Below are 14660 nucleotides of genomic sequence, written 5' to 3' on the forward strand. Positions count from 1 at the left end.
CAGGTCGCCGACGCGTCGACCTTCAGATGCCTGCTGAACGAGAGGGTAGGCAGCCCGTCGCTCCAGCTATGGCGGCCCCAGGACACGGCGAACCCGTCGCCGTCCGGCTCCGACTCCAGCCCGTCAATGTCGATCGCGAGGAACACCCAGAACACCTGCCAGGCCGATTCGGGACTCTCCACCCGGTTCGGATCAAGGCCCTGCTGCCCGAGGAGATCTCGAAGGAGGTCCGCTGCATCCGGCCACAACACGAGCACACCGCAAGGTACCAGGCAGCCTCCCCGCATCCGACTTGTGCACGTCATCGCATCGCCAGCCGCGAGCTGCTCCGTCCCCCTGCTGCCCACGGCCTGCCTCACCGCCCAAGCGCGTCAACGGCCGCACACCGGTCCCTTCCGTCCTTCTGCCGCACCACAGACTGGCGCAACAGCAGATCGCGGCGGGCGGTGGCATGGCTCTGTGTGGTCTGTCGCCACAGTGGCTGATGTTGGAGGTGCGCCCCACCGCCCGCCGCTCACCCGTCGACTGAACGGGCGAGCGCCGCAGGTCGTAGAACCTGATGCCCGTGCAGCGGCGGGCATGGCCGCACAGGTTCCGCCCAGGATCGTTGCTGCCGATAGGAGATGCCACCTGCCGCTTCTTCCGTCTGTCGATTCGGTGCACCGCTGATGGAGACCCGCGACCTGGTTCGCAGCCTGAGAAGGCACCGGCAATCCGAATCCCCAGTCGAGGGCCACACCCCGCAAGACCAACCACGACAAGGAGCACCCGGTGGCGAAGCTGTGGATCGGCGTGGACATCGGCAAAACCCACCACCACGTGGCCGTCGTCAACGGCAACGGCCGCTGGTCTACCCCGCCGGGCCGCCAACGACGAGACTGCCCTGCTCGACGTCATGGCCGAGATCTCCACTCATGGCCGGCCGGTCTGCTGGGCGGTGGACGTCACCACCGGCCTGTCGGCACTGCTGCTGAGCCTGCTGCGGCGCCGGCAGGTCCAGGTCCGCTACGTTTCCGGCACGGTCGCCGTCCACATGGCCGCCGCGTTCGCCAGGGAGAGCACGACCGACGCCCGCGACGCCTGGTCATCACCCAGACCATCCGCATGCGCCCCGACATCCCGATCCTGGAACCCAGCGACCGGCTCCCCGCCGAGCTGACCGTCCTGACCGGCTACCGCGCCGACCTCGTCAGCCAGCGCGTAGCCACCCCGTTCCGGCTCCAGGAACTGCTAACCGGTATCAGTCCAGCCCTAGAACGCGCGGTCGACCTCAATCGCAAGGACCCGACGATGGTCCTCGCCTGCTGGCAGACCCCGGCCGCGGTCCGACACGCCGGCGTCGACCGGATTACCGCCCTGCTCCGACGCGGCCACGTCCGCAACGCCGCCGACGTCGCCAGCGCCCTGGTCGCCGCCGCGAGGCAGCAGACCGTCACCCTGCCCGGCCAACGCGCCGCCGCCGTCGTCGGACAGATGGCCACCGAAATCCTCGCCCCTGCCAACCTCGTGAACGCCCTCTACGCGATGCGCCTCGACTACCGGCCCGCCCCCGAGCCGCCCGCGCATGGCCCGACGCAGGCAGAGCCCGAGTCGCTGCGCATAAAGCTGATCATGGTTCCGGTCGACGCAGAGGTGTGCTGGCCGAGATCCGGTAACGCCCGGTCTGCGCTGCGGCCCCGTGCCCGCGCTCTTCGGGTTGAGCTCGGGGCGACGGTATCTGACGGTCGGTCAGGCCGACTCGTGGGTAGGCAGATCGAGGAGGTCACGGGCACCTTGGCGCAACAGGGCCGCGGCGACGGAGGTCCCGAGGGTGATCGGGTCCGCCGCCCATTCGTGCACGTCGAGCACCGTCTTGCCGTTGAGGCTGATCACCCTCGCCCGCAGGCCGAGACGCCCGTCAGGCTCGGTGCGCGCGAGCGCGGCAATGGGTGAGTGGCAGTTGCCCTGCAGGATGTGCAGCATGGTCCGCTCGGCCACGGTCTCCTGTTCGGTCCGTGGGTCGCTGAGGCTCGCGGCCAGGTCACGGGTGCTGGCGTCGTCGTCGCGGCATTGCAGGACCAGAGTGCCGGAGCCGACGGCCGGGACCATCGTGTCGACGTCGATCGGGTGGGTGATCCGGTCGGCCTGCCCAATCCGCTGCAGGCCGGGAACCGCGAGCAGCAGCGCGTCGTACGTCTCGCCGGCGTCGAGCTTGGCCAGTCGGCTGTTCGCGTTGCCACGGATGGCCACCGGCACCAGGTGCGGCCAGTGCAGGGCCAGCTGCGCGACCCGCCGGACCGCGGAGGTACCGATCCGGGAGCCTGCAGGTAGCTGCTCGATGCGCAGTCCGCCCGGGTGTACGAGGCAGTCCCGGACGTCGTCGCGGGTGAGGTAGGCGGCCATCACCGTGCCGGCCGGTGCCGGGCGGTCCCCGGGTACGTCCTTGACGCAGTGCACCACCAGATCGACGTTCCCGGCGACCAGGGCGGCGTCCACCTCCTTGGTGAACGCCCCCTTGCCGCCCAGTGCGGCCAGGTCGCCGTGCCACCGGTCCCCGCTGGTCGACATCGACATCACGTCCACGGTGACCTCGGGGTGCCGGTCGGCGAGCATCGCGCGAACCCGCTCGACCTGGGCCAGCGCCATCGGGGAGTTGCGGGTACCGATACGCAGCAGGCGGGAGTCGGACATACCGGCGAGGGTAGTCCGCTAGATACGGGCGCCGACGACGACCTCGGAGCTGCATGGTTCCACTACCGACAATCAGCACCTCCGACGGGTCGCAGGAGGTCGAGAAGCCGGGCGGTCGGGCGGATCGCGGTCACAGGTCTTTGGCCATGTTGCGGCCGGTCTCGGTGAAGCCCAGCTGCTCGTAGAGGGCCCGGGCGCCGGTGTTGTGGGCGAAGACGTGCAGACCGATTCTGGTCAGCGCGTTGTCGTGGCACCAGCGCTCGGCGGCCAGCATGATCGCGCGGCCGTAGCCCTGGCGGCGTACGTCGGGTTCGACGGCGATGTTGTAGACGAACGCGGTGTGGTGGGTGACTTTGACCCAGAGGAAACCGACCCGGCGGTCGCCGTCGTAGGCGTACCAGAAATGGTGGTCAGGGGTGGCGGACTCGTCGGGAAGCAGCTGCGCGTAGGTGTCGGCGGCGTTGCGGGCCGCGTCCTGCGCCGACTGGCCTGACGCGGCGACGCTCTGCGCGTAGTGCGCCTCGGCCTCGGCCCGCCACGGCTTGTACTGATCCTCGGTCATCGGCTCCAGCCGTACGTCCCTCATGATCGACAACCTGCCCTTACATGTGAGGCCCACGGATGGCTGAATTAGGGTGGGTCTATGACCACGGACGCCCGACGGGCCAGCGAGTGGACGATTCACGGCGAACGCGTCATCGATGACACGCGACGCGCGGTACTCAGCGTCGCCGACGTGGAGCTACCGGACGGCGTGCGTTTCGAGCAGTACGTGCTGCGGGTGCCGGCTGCCGCGATGGTGGTTGTTCTCGACGATGCCGATCGGGTCCTGATGATGTGGCGGCACCGGTTCATCATCGACCGCTGGGTGTGGGAGCTTCCCGGCGGCTACCTCGACCCCGATGAGGACTCCGCCGTGTGCGCCGGCCGGGAGGTCGAGGAAGAGACAGGCTGGCGGCCCAAGAGCATGGAGCCGCTGATCGCGTTCCAGCCGATGGTGGGAACGATCGACCAACCAAACGTCGTCTACCTCGCCCGGGGCGCCGAGCCCACTGGCGCGGCGCCGGACATCAACGAGACCGAACGGCTCGGATGGATTCCGCTGGCGGAGGTGCAGCAGCGCATCGAGGCCGGCGAGATCGTCGGCGCGGGTTCCGTGACGGGTTTGCTCGCGACGCTGCTGGCGAAGGCGTCCGGGCGGATCTAGACAGACCGTAGAAGCGGCAGGACCCGCTCGCTGAACTCGTTCACGGCGGAAAGCCCCTGGTACGGGCCGAGCCGATCCGCCAGGTCGGCCAGGTAGTCCCGTGCACGGCGCGAGTTCAACCGCTCCGCGGCCGTGGCCGCCTGCACACCCACAACAGCCGCCTGCTCGGGATCGCCGCACTGCACGTGAGCCACCGCCAGGAGCGCCAGGTTGAACTGGCGTCCGCGGGCGTACGCCTGGCCGTCCATGTCGAGCGAGCGGACCGCGAAGCGTGCGGCAGTCTTGCCCTGCCCGAGGGCGGTGAAGCAGTGCCCGAACTTCGCCGACAGGTACGCCTCGTCGAAGTAGCCGATCCACTGCGGGTCGCTGCCGCGCTCTGCACGGTCGAACGCGCGCTCAGCCCGGTCGAGCGCGGCGGCACACGCCGCCTCGTCGCCGCCGACCGCGTGGCCCTGCGCTTCGAGTACCGCCGCTTCCGCCTTGATCGCCGCGACCCCGGCCTGAGCCGCCATCAGACCGGCCGCACGAGCCAGATCAACCGCCTCCGTCGAGGCACGAAGGTAGGCAGCCTGGTGGCTCATCGCCGCCATGATCTCCGCACCCAGCGGTCGGTCGCCCGCTGCGGCGGCCAGTCGTAACGCCTGCACCAGGGCGGTCGGTATGCAGGATGCAACCGGCCAGGTCACCGCGTCTGGCGGCGGCGTTGTCCAGCGCGGCGCTGTGGGCGGCGAAGTCGTCGACGGCGGCGAGGGTGTCGCGGCGGCTGTCTGCGGTGCCGACCGCCTCGCCGCTGTCTGGTGGCCTCGCAGGAACGCCGGGTAGTTTCAGCTGTCGAGCACTTCTACCCTCATCGATTGGGGATGCCGGCAACGTGTCGCAGATCGAGAAGATCACCGGTGAACTCCGCGCGTTGATGGCCGGGGTCGAACGCGCGCAGGGGTTGACCGCCGCCGCCGACAGCCAGGCGCAGGAGGTGGCGTTGCGGGCCGCGGGCGCCGGGTTCGTCGCTGTGGCGGCGGGCGTGGCGCGGGTGCGCAACGCGATCACGGGCATCCAGGGCCGCCTGGGAAGTCTTGCCGGGTCGATCGGTGAGGCGACGAAGGCCACCGCGGCGGTGCCGAACGAGGCCACCCCGCAGGAGACGATCGCCGGGCTGGCGCCCGTGCAGAGCGCCGTGGACGCCGCTCGTGACGCGGCGGCCGGGGCCATCACCGGAATCGGTGAGGCGCAGCAGCTCGTCGCCGTGATCCTGCAGGGCGGGCAGCCCGGGCCGCTGTTGCATGCCCTGGACGGCATCAAGCAGGTCTTGGTGCTGGTCGTTCAGCGTACTGGCGGCGCCCGGCAGTCCATCGACGCGGCGATCGCGGAGGCGCGGCAGTTGGGGTCGTCGGGAAACTGATGGGGGCTGGCGGTCATCCACCGGCCAGCCCCGCCCCTGCTACCACCGGCGGCCCACCCCTGACGACCCCCACCCTGGGCGGCGCCGTCTCCACGGACGCTGACGCAGCAATCCCGTGGACCAGGCGTCCCACCGGCTTGCTCGGCGGGGCACCTACCGGACGTCGAACCCGGATCTCCGCGAACGAGAAGCCACGGGAACGGCGTGCCCTGGAGTTGGAGAACGAGTGTGCCGACAGGGTCGCCGGCGCGGGGTACCGGGTTCACCAGAACCCCACGAGGCAGGAGGTCGCGGACGCTCGACTCGAAACCGGGGATTCTGGGAGGCCGGAGAAGGCACCCGACCTCCTCATCGAAGGGCATGTCTTCGACTGCTACGCGCCCACTGCTCCTGTGCCGGCCCGTGCCGTCTGGAGCGCGGTGTCCAGGAAGGTCGACGCGGAGCAGACCCAACGCGTGATGTTGAACCTCCACGACTGGCGAGGAGACCTCGCGGCCCTGCACAAGCAGTTCCACGACTGGCCCATCACAGGGCTGAAGGAACTGGCGGCGGTAACGCGCGACGGTGCGATCATTCAGATCATCCGGCGAGACTGATGAAGGGGTGCAGATGGCTGTCGAGTACCGGCTGACGCTGGCGGGCGACATCCCGCTGGAACAGGTGGCGGAGCTGGCTGCTCCCGAAGCGGTCGAGACGTCCACGGCGTCCGGCGGCCGGAGGCTCAGCGCCGACCTGAACGACGAGCACGGGTACGTCGTGGACATCACCGGCGGAAGACACGGCTACTACTGCGCCGAGGATGACGGTGGTTCCCTGTGGCAGTGGGAGCCGGAGACCTACGTCGACGTCAGCTTCTACATGCGCAAGGACACCCTGGTCGACAAGGGCAAACCCCACATGCTTGCGACCGTGGCCAGGATCCTCGCCGGCAGGGCCGAGGACGCGGCCCTGACTCTCAACGGTGACGTGCTGATGCTGACGCGCGTCGCGGGGACCATCCAGAAGCACAACACCGACGGCTGGTACGACGAAGACTACGACAGGATTCTTCACCCCTGAAGGGCGTACGTCCTCGGCTGGACCCACCACAGCCACTCGCCCCCGACTAATCCGACCGGAAGTGCCTCAGTATGCGCAGCCAAGGCCTCACGCCCGGACGGATGATCGGCGTCACCTTCGACCATGGCGAGGACTTCTTCACCGCCCTCGCCGACGCCTGCCGCGCCAACGGCATCCGGCACGGCTACATCCCCGTCTTCATCGCCGGGTTCAGCACCGTCGAGATCGTCGGCACCTGCCAGCGTCTGGACGACCCCCAAGCCCCGGTCTGGGACCGGGTGCACCTGACCAACGTCGAAGCGCTCGGCGGCGGCACCATCGCCTACGACGACACCCACGACCGGATCGCGCCGCACATCCACGTGACCGTCGGACTCAAGGAGCACAGCGCGACCGGCCACACCAGTCACCTGCTCGCCGCGACAGTCCAGTTCCTCACCGAAATGCTGATCATCGAGGTCGCTGCGCCCGTCATGCGTCGTATCCCCGAGGCAAGCCTCTACGACGTGCCGCTGTTGCGGATCGGCGACAACTGACAGGCCCGTGGCATCCACGCCCGCCACGCCGACCGAATCGTCGCCCTACGCCACGGCGTCTTGGTAGCTACCGGCCGCGACGCCTCTACCACCAGCGGCGGTTCGCCGCCTGGGATCCCGGATGACACTCCCGGCCACGAAGCCGCCGACCAACGCGACACCGATGCCGCAGCCATACCGACCCATCGGCCCGGAGGACCGCCGCCGTGAACGATGCGACCCCTACCGCCAGCCCGACACGATTCTGATCTGCATCCGGGGGAACTCGGGGCAGCAAGAGCAGCATCGCCCGACAGTTGCGGCTGCGGCACGGCCGCGGCTGCGCCCTCGTCGAGCAGGACTACCTACGTCGAGTCCTCCTGCGGGAGGGGCCGACCTGCGGCTCGCAGGGCGCCACCATCGCGGCATGAGCGTGCAGGTGATCAAGCAGCGCCGTCACCCTGCGGGAGCCATTGACGGATCGCTGAGAAATCCGCTTCGGTCAGGCCCAGGTATGGGTCGACACGGTGCAGCAGCGCCCGCGCCGGGTGATGAGCCGGGACCCATCGCCGGTCAGCATCAGTTATCTCGTCGTCAAGCCAGACGAACGGGCGTCCGGCTGCCCACTGGGTCAGGAACACGGTCTTCCAGTGCAGACCGTGCTCCGGATCCTCGTCGCCGTCCGGCCATTCGACGACGGGCAGGTCCGGAAGCCCGAGCCGTGGTGAGACGACCTCGTTCGCCTCCGCCATCCACGTCGTTGCCCAGATCAGCTGGCATCCCAGGGCCAACAGCCTGCGCCCGTCATCTGGGTCAAGCCGATCGAGTAGAGGGTTGCCGGTACCGTCCAGTGACTGCGTGACGGCACCGCTTAAGGGACGCCTGCGGCCAGCCGGCCGGGCTTTGAACGGGATCAGCGGTCCGTCTACATCGAGGAAGACTAAGGGGCGGTTGGCAAGGCTGGGCACGCGCGAACCGTATCGCGCGGGGCCGATCCGGGCTGAGTCCAGGTACGCGCGCTCTTCTCGGCACAACCGGACGGGTCGGCGCTGCGGTCCTTACCCGTTGTGACGCCCGATCAACGGCATGAGCGTGCAGGTACAGCGTCGCCTCGTAGCGCTGATTGCCGCACTCGTCAGACCTCGGTGGCGGCGGGTGGGACGCTCCACCGCAGTACGGCCTTGCCGGCGACGCGCTCCAGAGTCAGCGGGTAGAGCCGGCTCGCCATCCGAGATGCTGATGGCTGTGTAGGTCAACGGACGCCATGTGCGCGAAGTGACCCCGCGCGACCGCCCACCGGTTGATCGCCGCCGCCCGCTCGTGCGCGACTTCGACGGGTAGATCCAACCAGCCGTGCAGGCGGTTGGTGTGGAAGGCCGGAATCGGTTGCGCACCGAAGTGCGTCGAGGCCTCCTCATCGCCTCTGCCCCAGATCCGCAGGTCAGCTAACCCGTGAACAGTGCGAGCCGCAGGCAGGAAGCCGACCCATGAGTCAAGCGCAACCGCGTCACCGATGACCATCCCGCACGGGTCCACGGGCAGATCACCCAGCACCACCGGTTCCTTTTTAGCTGACACCGCCGACCACGGCAGGTTCAGGTCGATTTCAATCGTGGCTATGGTGTCGATCGCCTCGTATGTACCGGGCCGGGTCCGCGCCGTCACCGTCAACGCTCCGGGTCCGGCGGGCACTGCGACCGCCTCGGCGAGCCAGTCCTGCAGGTGGGCGCCGCCCGCATCGCACGAGCCGACAACGGCTTCCCAAGGTCGGCCCACTGATCGAGAAACCCGCCGCAGGCCAGCACGAGAGTCCGCGACGGCACCACCACCCGGCGCAGTGCCACAGTCATCGACGCGGAATCGTCACTGCTGATCATCGCTCCCGATCATCACACCCCATGGGCCTTTGGGGCATCCGCTCATCGGCATGAGCAGACGCTCGCCGGGGACCGTCGTAGTCGGTATCACGGCGGGGTCCGAGCGGCCCGGCGTGAGCGCTCCGTGGTCCTCCGGTGGCGACGCCGAAGGTGGGTATATGGACGCGACGTTGTTGATCTTCGATGATGTGCGCGGTGTGTGCTCTCCAGCGGATGCCAACCCGGGTGAACCGGTGCCAACGCGGGTCACCGCGACCGACCGCCGGTCGCAAACCGGGGTTCGTGTGCTCCGGGTGCGGTCCTGGGCTGGGCGAACAGGGGTCCGGGTGACGTGGGTGAACGTGGGCCACTCCCTGCCACCCCAGGTAAACCCCCAGGTCGCGAGACTAGGCCCTCGCGCCCTCGTAGCTCAGGGGATAGAGCATCGGTTTCCTAAACCGACGCCGATCTATCGATGCAGCCGCGTGACCTGGTGTATCGCCGCCCCGCCTACTCGTTTTTGGGTCGCATCTGCCAAGTGTCTGCTCGGTCGGTCGGTGTTCGGTCGCCGTTGCCTTCTGAGCCTCGGCCCGCCGATGAACGGGTACCGGGCGGCCGACCAGCAAGGCCCCGTCATCTACCTGCTCCACTCTGCGCGAGGCGCGTCGGCGACCGCCGCGCCGGCCGCCGCCCGCATCCGTGCGGTCATCCGCTTGCGGGCCGGGCACGGCAGACACAGCCTCGGGTGAACGACCGGCGCCGGCAGCCGGGCTCATCACAACGCCAGCGGCGCTTACACCACCGCAGCGCCGGCCGCCGCCTTCCCACGGGCAGGTCACGCGGCCGAGTCACCCGCCGACCCTTCGACCTACGCGCCGGCGTCCCGCACTCCGGACACCGCCGCGCCCCCTCATCCGCGGTGACCAGGTCCACCACCGGACCGTCCGACCCGTCCGCGACCCCGACGACCGCCAGACCGGCAAGCCCCAACAGCCAGGTCGTATCCTCAACCATGCCCGTGGCTCTTCTGTTGTGATCAGCTTGCCTCGACAACAAGATGATTACCAAGAGCCACGGGCACCCTCACGCCAGGGTCCACCCCGGACAGACCGACGGGATCGAGATCAGCCGGCCCCCATCAACTTCGTTGAGCCGGCATCTCTCTTACAAGGCGCTTCACGGTAAGAGTCGCATCGTCCGCTGGCGGCATCCGCCGTCACGAAGCGCGGGCGAGGCGGCGCGTTGGCCGAGGACCAGGCGTACGACGGACCCTGGGATGGTCCAGGTCCGTGTGTGGTTGGTTAGCATGCCCGGCGATGATGTTTCTTCTTCGCTCCCTGCGGCTAAGCCGCGCCGCCCGTAGGCATTTCGGCTGGCAGAAGCTGCGCCCCACCCAGGTGCGTGCGATGCGCACGCTACTGGCCGGCCGCGACGCGTTGGTCGTGCTGCCCACCGGGGGCGGGAAGTCTGCTGTGTATCAGGTCCCCGCCACGTTGCTGCGCGGCCCCACGGTGGTGATCTCACCGCTGCTGGCATTGCAGCAGGATCAGGTCGACAACCTCAACGACCGGGACGATCCGGCGTTGCGGGCGGTTCGGATCAGCTCAGCGGAGAGCCCGAGCAAGCAGGCGGCGGCGCTGGCCGAGCTGCGCTCGGGTGCTGCGAAGTTCCTGTTCATCACGCCGGAGCAGCTCAATTCGCCGGAGCGGCTGGCCGAGGTCCGTGCGCTGCGTCCGGCGCTGGTGGCGGTTGACGAGGCGCACTGCATCTCGTCGTGGGGCCACGATTTCCGCCCTGACTACCTCACTCTCGGTCACCTCATCCGCGGCCTGGGCCGCCCGCCGGTGGTGGCGCTGACCGCCACGGCCTCGCCGCCGGTGCGCGAGGAAATCACCGCGCGGCTCGGCATGCGTAAGCCACGGCTGGTTCTATCCGGATTAGACCGTCCGAACCTATTCGTCGCCGCCGTGCATTGTCCCAGCGAGGACTACCGCTGGCGGAGGCTGCTTACCCTGCTCAAGGAGGCCGACCCGCCCGGTATCGTGTACGTGCCGACCCGGCGTGCCGCCGAGGACCTCGCGCAACGGCTGTCCGACGCGGGTTATCCCGCGCGGGCATACCACGGCGGCATGGCGGCCGGGGCGCGTCGCCGTCGTCACCAGGATTTCCTCGCCGACCGGGTGCCGATCATGGTTGCCACCTCGGCGTTCGGCATGGGCATCGACAAGCGAAACATCCGTTGGGTAGCACACGTGGCGTTGCCCGACTCACCGGACAGCTACCTCCAGGAGATCGGGCGGGCAGGGCGCGACGGTGAGTTCGCCCGGGCGTTGCTGCTCCACCGAGCCGAGGACATTGCCTTGCAACGCTTCTTCAACGGCGGCGCGCCTGAACTGGGAGAGCTGCGAGCCGTCGCAGCCGCCCTGCATCGCGGCCCGCTCACCCGCACCGCTCTGGCAAAGGTCACCGGCCTGAGCCAGCGCAAGGTCGCCAGCCACATCAGTCTGCTTGAGCAGGTCGGTGCGGTAGCGACGGGGCCCAAGGGTGAGCTCAGCGTCGCTCGGTATGCGCCCTTGCCCGACCAGGCGGCTCGGGAGGCGCTGGCCGAGTACGCCCGCTATCAGGCCGGGCAGCGTTCGCGTACCGACATGATGCGCCGCTTCGCCGAGAGCCTGGGCTGCCGGATGCAGTCGCTGCTGGGCTACTTCGGAGAGCAGTTGAGCCGCCCCTGCGGGCACTGCGACAACTGTCACGGCGGCACCTCGGAGGTGCTCCCGGAAGACGGGCCGTACCCACTGCACAGCACCGTGCGGCACGCCAAATGGGGATCAGGCATGGTCCTCGGGTACGAAAAGGACCGCATGACCGTGCTCTTCGACGACGTAGGCTACAAGACCCTGTCAGTCTCCGTCGTGCAAGCGCAAGGCCTGCTGGCACTCGCCGCGGATGGCCGCTAGCCTCTTCGCCCGCCGCGCCGATGCACGACCATCGGTCTGGTGCGTCCCGTGTCGCGGGGCGGCGTATGCGCCGGGCGAATCGGCTCCTCGGGGTGTTCGCCACGCCGGTCCCACCGATTGCCATGATCGTCATCTCGCCTGGACCTGGCCTGCCATGTCTCGGTTGGGTGTTCGCACGCCTCGTCCTCGGCCACGTCGTCGGGCCAGGCGTCCCGCTCGCCAACCAGATGACGTCCCGCGCGAAGCGCCGGCGGTGACTCCGAGAACCCGTAACGATCGCCAACCCGGCGGCGAGCGCCAGAAAGGTACGTCGACTGGTTCTCCGTGCTCTCCGGCTCCACCAGCTACAGCTACATCGACGCCCTCACCAAGCCGGCCTTCAGCGCGGTGGCGGTGACCGGCGGCAACGCGCCCGCGCCCCAGCGGCACCTCCTGGACCATGCCCAGTTCGGTGACCGCCAAGGCCGCCCCAGCCAGCGGCCGGCTGCTCTGCGGCACGGTGCAGGTCCGAACCGACGCGAACATGCTGATTGACAGCGGTGACGAGGTGGTGCGGAGCGTCGGCTGGAAACTCCGCGAGCCAAGAGGCCCGTCCCGGTTTGGGGACGGGCCTCTTGTGGTCCCCGGTCGAGCGGGGCAGGCCCCAGTTGGCGCTGGCGCAACTCAAGGCGGCCGACAAAGCCAAACGGGAGGCCAGGAACCGCGCGATGGAACCCGTTCCCAGCCTTCGCATGAAACAGAGGCCCGGCACATAGCGGGCCGCCGGTCAGGTCCCCAGGAGCCCGGCATCCACGTTGGCGTAGGCGTCGACGTGTACATCGACGTCGCCCGCAACACTGCCAATGCCGTGCACCGTGCCACCCAGATCGCCCGTCACGCCGCCGACACCGAGACCACCAACAGTGCCGTCCCACGTGCCGCCAACGTCACCGGTCACACCGCCAGGCAGGTCCGTGACGCCATCCACCGTCCCACCCAGGTCGCCGTTCACGCCGAGACCGCAAACAGTGCTGTCCAGGGTGCCGTCGAGATCGCCGGGCACGCCGCCAGCCAGGGTGGGGACGCCGTACGCGGTGCCACCCAGGCCGCCGGTCACGCCGCTGACGCCGAGACCACCGACGGTGCTGTCCGGGGTGCCGGTCACGCCGCTGAGGCTGACGCCGTCGAGCGTGGCGCCCACGTCGCCAGTCACACCAGTGAGGCCGAGTCCGCCGAGGGTGCTGTCGAGGGTGCCGGTCACGCCGCTGAGCCCAATCCCGTTGACGGTGACACCCGCGCTTGCGCCGAGGCTGCCTCCGGCCAGCAAGGATTCGACGCCGTGTACAGGAAGGTAGTCGGCGACCATTGGAACGGTGTCCTGCACGTCGGCCGGGGTCACGTCGTGGAGGCCAGTGTTGTCCAGCGCGGCTTGCGGGTCCGCCTCGTACGCCGCTCGGGCGTCGACGTTCGTGAGTAGTCCGAAGACGAAGTCCTGCAGGCTCTGCGGCGAGGCCATCCCAGCGCTTACGCCCATGTCGGCGGTCGATCCCGCACTGGCGGTGGAATCGACGCTGGTGGTCGTGGTCGTGTCGGGACTTACTTCGCTGTTACCGGTCCAGTCGGCGGTAGAGGTCGAGTTCACGTCGGCGGTCGATGTGGCGCTGGCGCTTGCACTCATGTTGCCGGTCTCCTCGATGGGTGTTAGTAGGACGTGGTCCGGACAAGATCGTCCGGACCCGCGGTCGACGGTAGGGCGAAACAGCGGTATCAGGCATCGGGGGCGCACCCCCGGCTTATCTCGCCGGGTTAGGGCACGGATGCCGTCCGGCGTTAGGGGATTTGCGGGGTCACGGGTCAAACCGCAGTCGCTAGCGCCTGACTAGTCGTCGGAGGCGCGGCGGGTGGGTCGCGGTGGAGTGTGGCATCCGGTCATCGAAACTGACGGTGTCAGCGAGAGTGCCGGGTGCACCGAGTGCCACCTTCAGGCATCCGGCCTGCGCGCCCAACGCCATCACAGGGCGTAGGCGCTGTTCGGGCGAAAGCGGGCGGCACCCCGGGGATCCCGCCCGCACCGAGGTCGCGCACCCCGGCCTCTTTAGTAGGAAAGGCGTAGGCTCCAGCGGATGGAAGAGCTGGCCTTCTGGAGCATCGTCGAGGGTTGTCGCACAGAGGCTGGTGGCAACACCGAGCGTCTTGCCCAGCTGGTCCTGCGTCGCCTCAAGACGCTGAGCCCGGACGAGATTGTTGAGTTTGAGGAGCTGTGGTTCCGCGTCCAGGATGAGCTACTCCATTGGCCGGTCCGCGACGCCGGGACACTGTTGCTGGGGCCGTTCGATGACGAATCCTTCACAGCCGTCCAGGACTGGATTGTGTCGCACGGACGAGCGGTGATACGGCGGATTCAAGAGGATCCAGACAGTCTCGTCGAGCTGGCGGCAGATCGGCATAACGCTCGCATCGACTGGTTCTGCGGCCTGCCCCTCGAGGCGCACATCGCAGTTGCCGGCTGCCCATTCGCCATGGACGAATGGCGTGGACCGGAGGCGCCAACGGGATCTCCTGCTGTTCTGACCGACGAGGATGAGGCGAGACGACGCTTTCCGAGACTCACGGCCTACCTCGACGAAAATCCGTGGATCGAGCGCCCCTGGAGCGACAGGGCGAAGTGATGCAGGACGACCTGCGGTCCATCCGAACTACCAGGCGGCTGCCAGAGCACCCCGCGGGGCCGGAACACGGCTGGCCGACTCACTACGTTGGCGCAGCGCGTGTTGAGCTACGCCACGCATCCGTCACGCAACACAAGGCCCGGTCGGCGGTATGAGAGTTAACGGTTCCTGGCGGAGTCTACCGATGAACACGGTCCTGCCCTCGTCGCTGCGTCAGAGCAAAGTGACCGCGTCGCGGCGGCGATGTAGCGGCGGCCGTGCGGCGCACGATCAGAATGGTGCGGGTCCGCGGCCTGCCAACGACATCAACACCTGCGTGGCGAGTAGCTTGCGTATGCCGGTGACGGCG

Annotated in this window: 18 protein-coding genes and 1 pseudogene; 10 read left to right on the top strand and 9 right to left on the bottom strand. The window is 68.7% G+C overall.

Features of this window, described 5'->3' with window-relative positions; genetic code table 11:
- Window positions 1-257 (bottom strand): hypothetical protein (locus tag NCC78_RS15685; protein WP_250795276.1); only part of this gene is annotated, 257 nt, incomplete at its 3' end.
- A gap of 638 nt (window positions 258-895) precedes the next feature.
- Between NCC78_RS15685 and NCC78_RS15690 the strand changes: the two genes are divergently transcribed.
- Window positions 896-1159: an IS110 family transposase gene (locus NCC78_RS15690; protein WP_250795277.1), complete on the top strand. Its 264-nt coding sequence runs from the start codon at window positions 896-898 to the stop codon at window positions 1157-1159.
- 92 nt (window positions 1160-1251) lie between these two features.
- Here NCC78_RS15690 and NCC78_RS15695 read toward each other — a convergent pair whose 3' ends face one another.
- The 3 genes from NCC78_RS15695 to NCC78_RS15705 all read right to left on the bottom strand — a co-directional run bounded on the left by NCC78_RS15695 (window position 1252) and on the right by NCC78_RS15705 (window position 3256).
- Complete coding sequence (locus tag NCC78_RS15695) at window positions 1252-1566, bottom strand: hypothetical protein (RefSeq protein ID WP_250795278.1); 315 nt, start codon at window positions 1564-1566, stop codon at window positions 1252-1254.
- Window positions 1567-1728: 162 nt separating this feature from the next.
- Entirely contained in the window at window positions 1729-2670 is a 942-nt protein-coding gene (gene hemC / locus NCC78_RS15700) for a hydroxymethylbilane synthase (RefSeq protein ID WP_250795282.1), read from the bottom strand.
- Between the two features lie 130 nt (window positions 2671-2800).
- Window positions 2801-3256, bottom strand: coding sequence for a GNAT family N-acetyltransferase (locus NCC78_RS15705; RefSeq protein WP_250795284.1), 456 nt, complete (start codon window positions 3254-3256; stop codon window positions 2801-2803).
- 57 nt (window positions 3257-3313) lie between these two features.
- Between NCC78_RS15705 and NCC78_RS15710 the strand changes: the two genes are divergently transcribed.
- Window positions 3314-3877: an NUDIX hydrolase gene (locus tag NCC78_RS15710; protein ID WP_250795285.1), complete on the top strand. Its 564-nt coding sequence runs from the start codon at window positions 3314-3316 to the stop codon at window positions 3875-3877.
- Here NCC78_RS15710 and NCC78_RS15715 read toward each other — a convergent pair.
- Window positions 3874-4563 (bottom strand): NsdA family TPR-like regulatory protein, encoded by a 690-nt coding sequence (locus NCC78_RS15715; RefSeq protein ID WP_504920223.1) that lies wholly within the window; start codon window positions 4561-4563, stop codon window positions 3874-3876. The genes NCC78_RS15710 and NCC78_RS15715 overlap by 4 nt on opposite strands.
- Window positions 4564-4748: 185 nt before the next feature.
- On the opposite strand from NCC78_RS15715, the gene NCC78_RS15720 reads away from it, so the two are divergent.
- The 5 genes and pseudogenes from NCC78_RS15720 to NCC78_RS15740 all read left to right on the top strand — a co-directional run.
- Complete coding sequence (locus NCC78_RS15720) at window positions 4749-5276, top strand: DUF6244 family protein (protein WP_250795287.1); 528 nt, start codon at window positions 4749-4751, stop codon at window positions 5274-5276.
- Window positions 5277-5485: 209 nt separating this feature from the next.
- Window positions 5486-5872, top strand: coding sequence for a CdiA C-terminal domain-containing protein (locus NCC78_RS15725; protein WP_250795299.1), 387 nt, complete (start codon window positions 5486-5488; stop codon window positions 5870-5872).
- A gap of 13 nt (window positions 5873-5885) precedes the next feature.
- Window positions 5886-6335, top strand: coding sequence for a SitI3 family protein (locus tag NCC78_RS15730; protein WP_250795289.1), 450 nt, complete (start codon window positions 5886-5888; stop codon window positions 6333-6335).
- 71 nt (window positions 6336-6406) lie between these two features.
- The gene (locus NCC78_RS15735; RefSeq protein ID WP_250795291.1) at window positions 6407-6871 is read left to right on the top strand and encodes a PPC domain-containing DNA-binding protein; all 465 of its coding nucleotides are present in this window, start codon (window positions 6407-6409) and stop codon (window positions 6869-6871) included.
- Between the two features lie 253 nt (window positions 6872-7124).
- Window positions 7125-7239, top strand: a pseudogene (locus tag NCC78_RS15740) (kinase); the annotation flags it as partial.
- 54 nt (window positions 7240-7293) lie between these two features.
- On the opposite strand, the gene NCC78_RS15745 reads toward NCC78_RS15740, so the two are convergent.
- The 3 genes from NCC78_RS15745 to NCC78_RS32070 form a co-directional block, all read right to left on the bottom strand.
- Complete coding sequence (locus NCC78_RS15745; RefSeq protein ID WP_250795292.1) at window positions 7294-7818, bottom strand: HAD domain-containing protein; 525 nt, start codon at window positions 7816-7818, stop codon at window positions 7294-7296.
- A 235-nt stretch (window positions 7819-8053) separates the two neighbouring features.
- Entirely contained in the window at window positions 8054-8626 is a 573-nt protein-coding gene (locus tag NCC78_RS15750; protein ID WP_250795293.1) for a hypothetical protein, read from the bottom strand.
- Between the two features lie 785 nt (window positions 8627-9411).
- Window positions 9412-9720: a transposase family protein gene (locus NCC78_RS32070; protein WP_284706306.1), complete on the bottom strand. Its 309-nt coding sequence runs from the start codon at window positions 9718-9720 to the stop codon at window positions 9412-9414.
- Window positions 9721-10022: 302 nt separating this feature from the next.
- On the opposite strand from NCC78_RS32070, the gene NCC78_RS15755 reads away from it, so the two are divergent.
- Entirely contained in the window at window positions 10023-11663 is a 1641-nt protein-coding gene (locus NCC78_RS15755) for a RecQ family ATP-dependent DNA helicase (protein ID WP_250795294.1), read from the top strand.
- Window positions 11664-11987: 324 nt separating this feature from the next.
- Complete coding sequence (locus NCC78_RS15760; RefSeq protein WP_250795295.1) at window positions 11988-12197, top strand: hypothetical protein; 210 nt, start codon at window positions 11988-11990, stop codon at window positions 12195-12197.
- 232 nt (window positions 12198-12429) lie between these two features.
- Here the strand turns inward: NCC78_RS15760 and NCC78_RS15765 are convergent, their stop codons facing one another.
- Complete coding sequence (locus NCC78_RS15765; protein ID WP_250795296.1) at window positions 12430-13320, bottom strand: IniB N-terminal domain-containing protein; 891 nt, start codon at window positions 13318-13320, stop codon at window positions 12430-12432.
- 445 nt (window positions 13321-13765) lie between these two features.
- Here NCC78_RS15765 and NCC78_RS15770 point away from each other — a divergent pair, with 445 nt between their 5' ends.
- Window positions 13766-14311 carry a DUF4240 domain-containing protein gene (locus NCC78_RS15770; RefSeq protein WP_250795297.1) on the top strand — a complete coding sequence of 182 codons (546 nt, stop codon included), beginning with the start codon at window positions 13766-13768 and terminating at the stop codon, window positions 14309-14311.
- Window positions 14312-14660: the final 349 nt, after the last annotated feature.

The organism is Micromonospora phytophila, assembly GCF_023656545.1.
Taxonomy (GTDB): domain Bacteria; phylum Actinomycetota; class Actinomycetes; order Mycobacteriales; family Micromonosporaceae; genus Micromonospora; species Micromonospora phytophila.

Excerpts from the sequence above, each read along its gene's own strand:
- NCC78_RS15705 (WP_250795284.1), bottom strand. The coding sequence starts at position 3,256 with ATGAGGGACGTACGGCTGGAGCCGATGACCGAGGATCAGTACAAGCCG.
- NCC78_RS15690 (WP_250795277.1), top strand. The coding sequence starts at position 896 with ATGGCCGAGATCTCCACTCATGGCCGGCCGGTCTGCTGGGCGGTGGAC.
- NCC78_RS15735 (WP_250795291.1), top strand. The coding sequence starts at position 6,407 with ATGCGCAGCCAAGGCCTCACGCCCGGACGGATGATCGGCGTCACCTTC.
- NCC78_RS15695 (WP_250795278.1), bottom strand. The coding sequence starts at position 1,566 with ATGCGCGGGCGGCTCGGGGGCGGGCCGGTAGTCGAGGCGCATCGCGTA.
- NCC78_RS15765 (WP_250795296.1), bottom strand. The coding sequence starts at position 13,320 with ATGAGTGCAAGCGCCAGCGCCACATCGACCGCCGACGTGAACTCGACC.
- NCC78_RS15710 (WP_250795285.1), top strand. The coding sequence starts at position 3,314 with ATGACCACGGACGCCCGACGGGCCAGCGAGTGGACGATTCACGGCGAA.
- hemC (WP_250795282.1), bottom strand. The coding sequence starts at position 2,670 with ATGTCCGACTCCCGCCTGCTGCGTATCGGTACCCGCAACTCCCCGATG.
- NCC78_RS15770 (WP_250795297.1), top strand. The coding sequence starts at position 13,766 with ATGGAAGAGCTGGCCTTCTGGAGCATCGTCGAGGGTTGTCGCACAGAG.
- NCC78_RS15755 (WP_250795294.1), top strand. The coding sequence starts at position 10,023 with ATGATGTTTCTTCTTCGCTCCCTGCGGCTAAGCCGCGCCGCCCGTAGG.
- NCC78_RS32070 (WP_284706306.1), bottom strand. The coding sequence starts at position 9,720 with ATGGTTGAGGATACGACCTGGCTGTTGGGGCTTGCCGGTCTGGCGGTC.
- NCC78_RS15730 (WP_250795289.1), top strand. The coding sequence starts at position 5,886 with ATGGCTGTCGAGTACCGGCTGACGCTGGCGGGCGACATCCCGCTGGAA.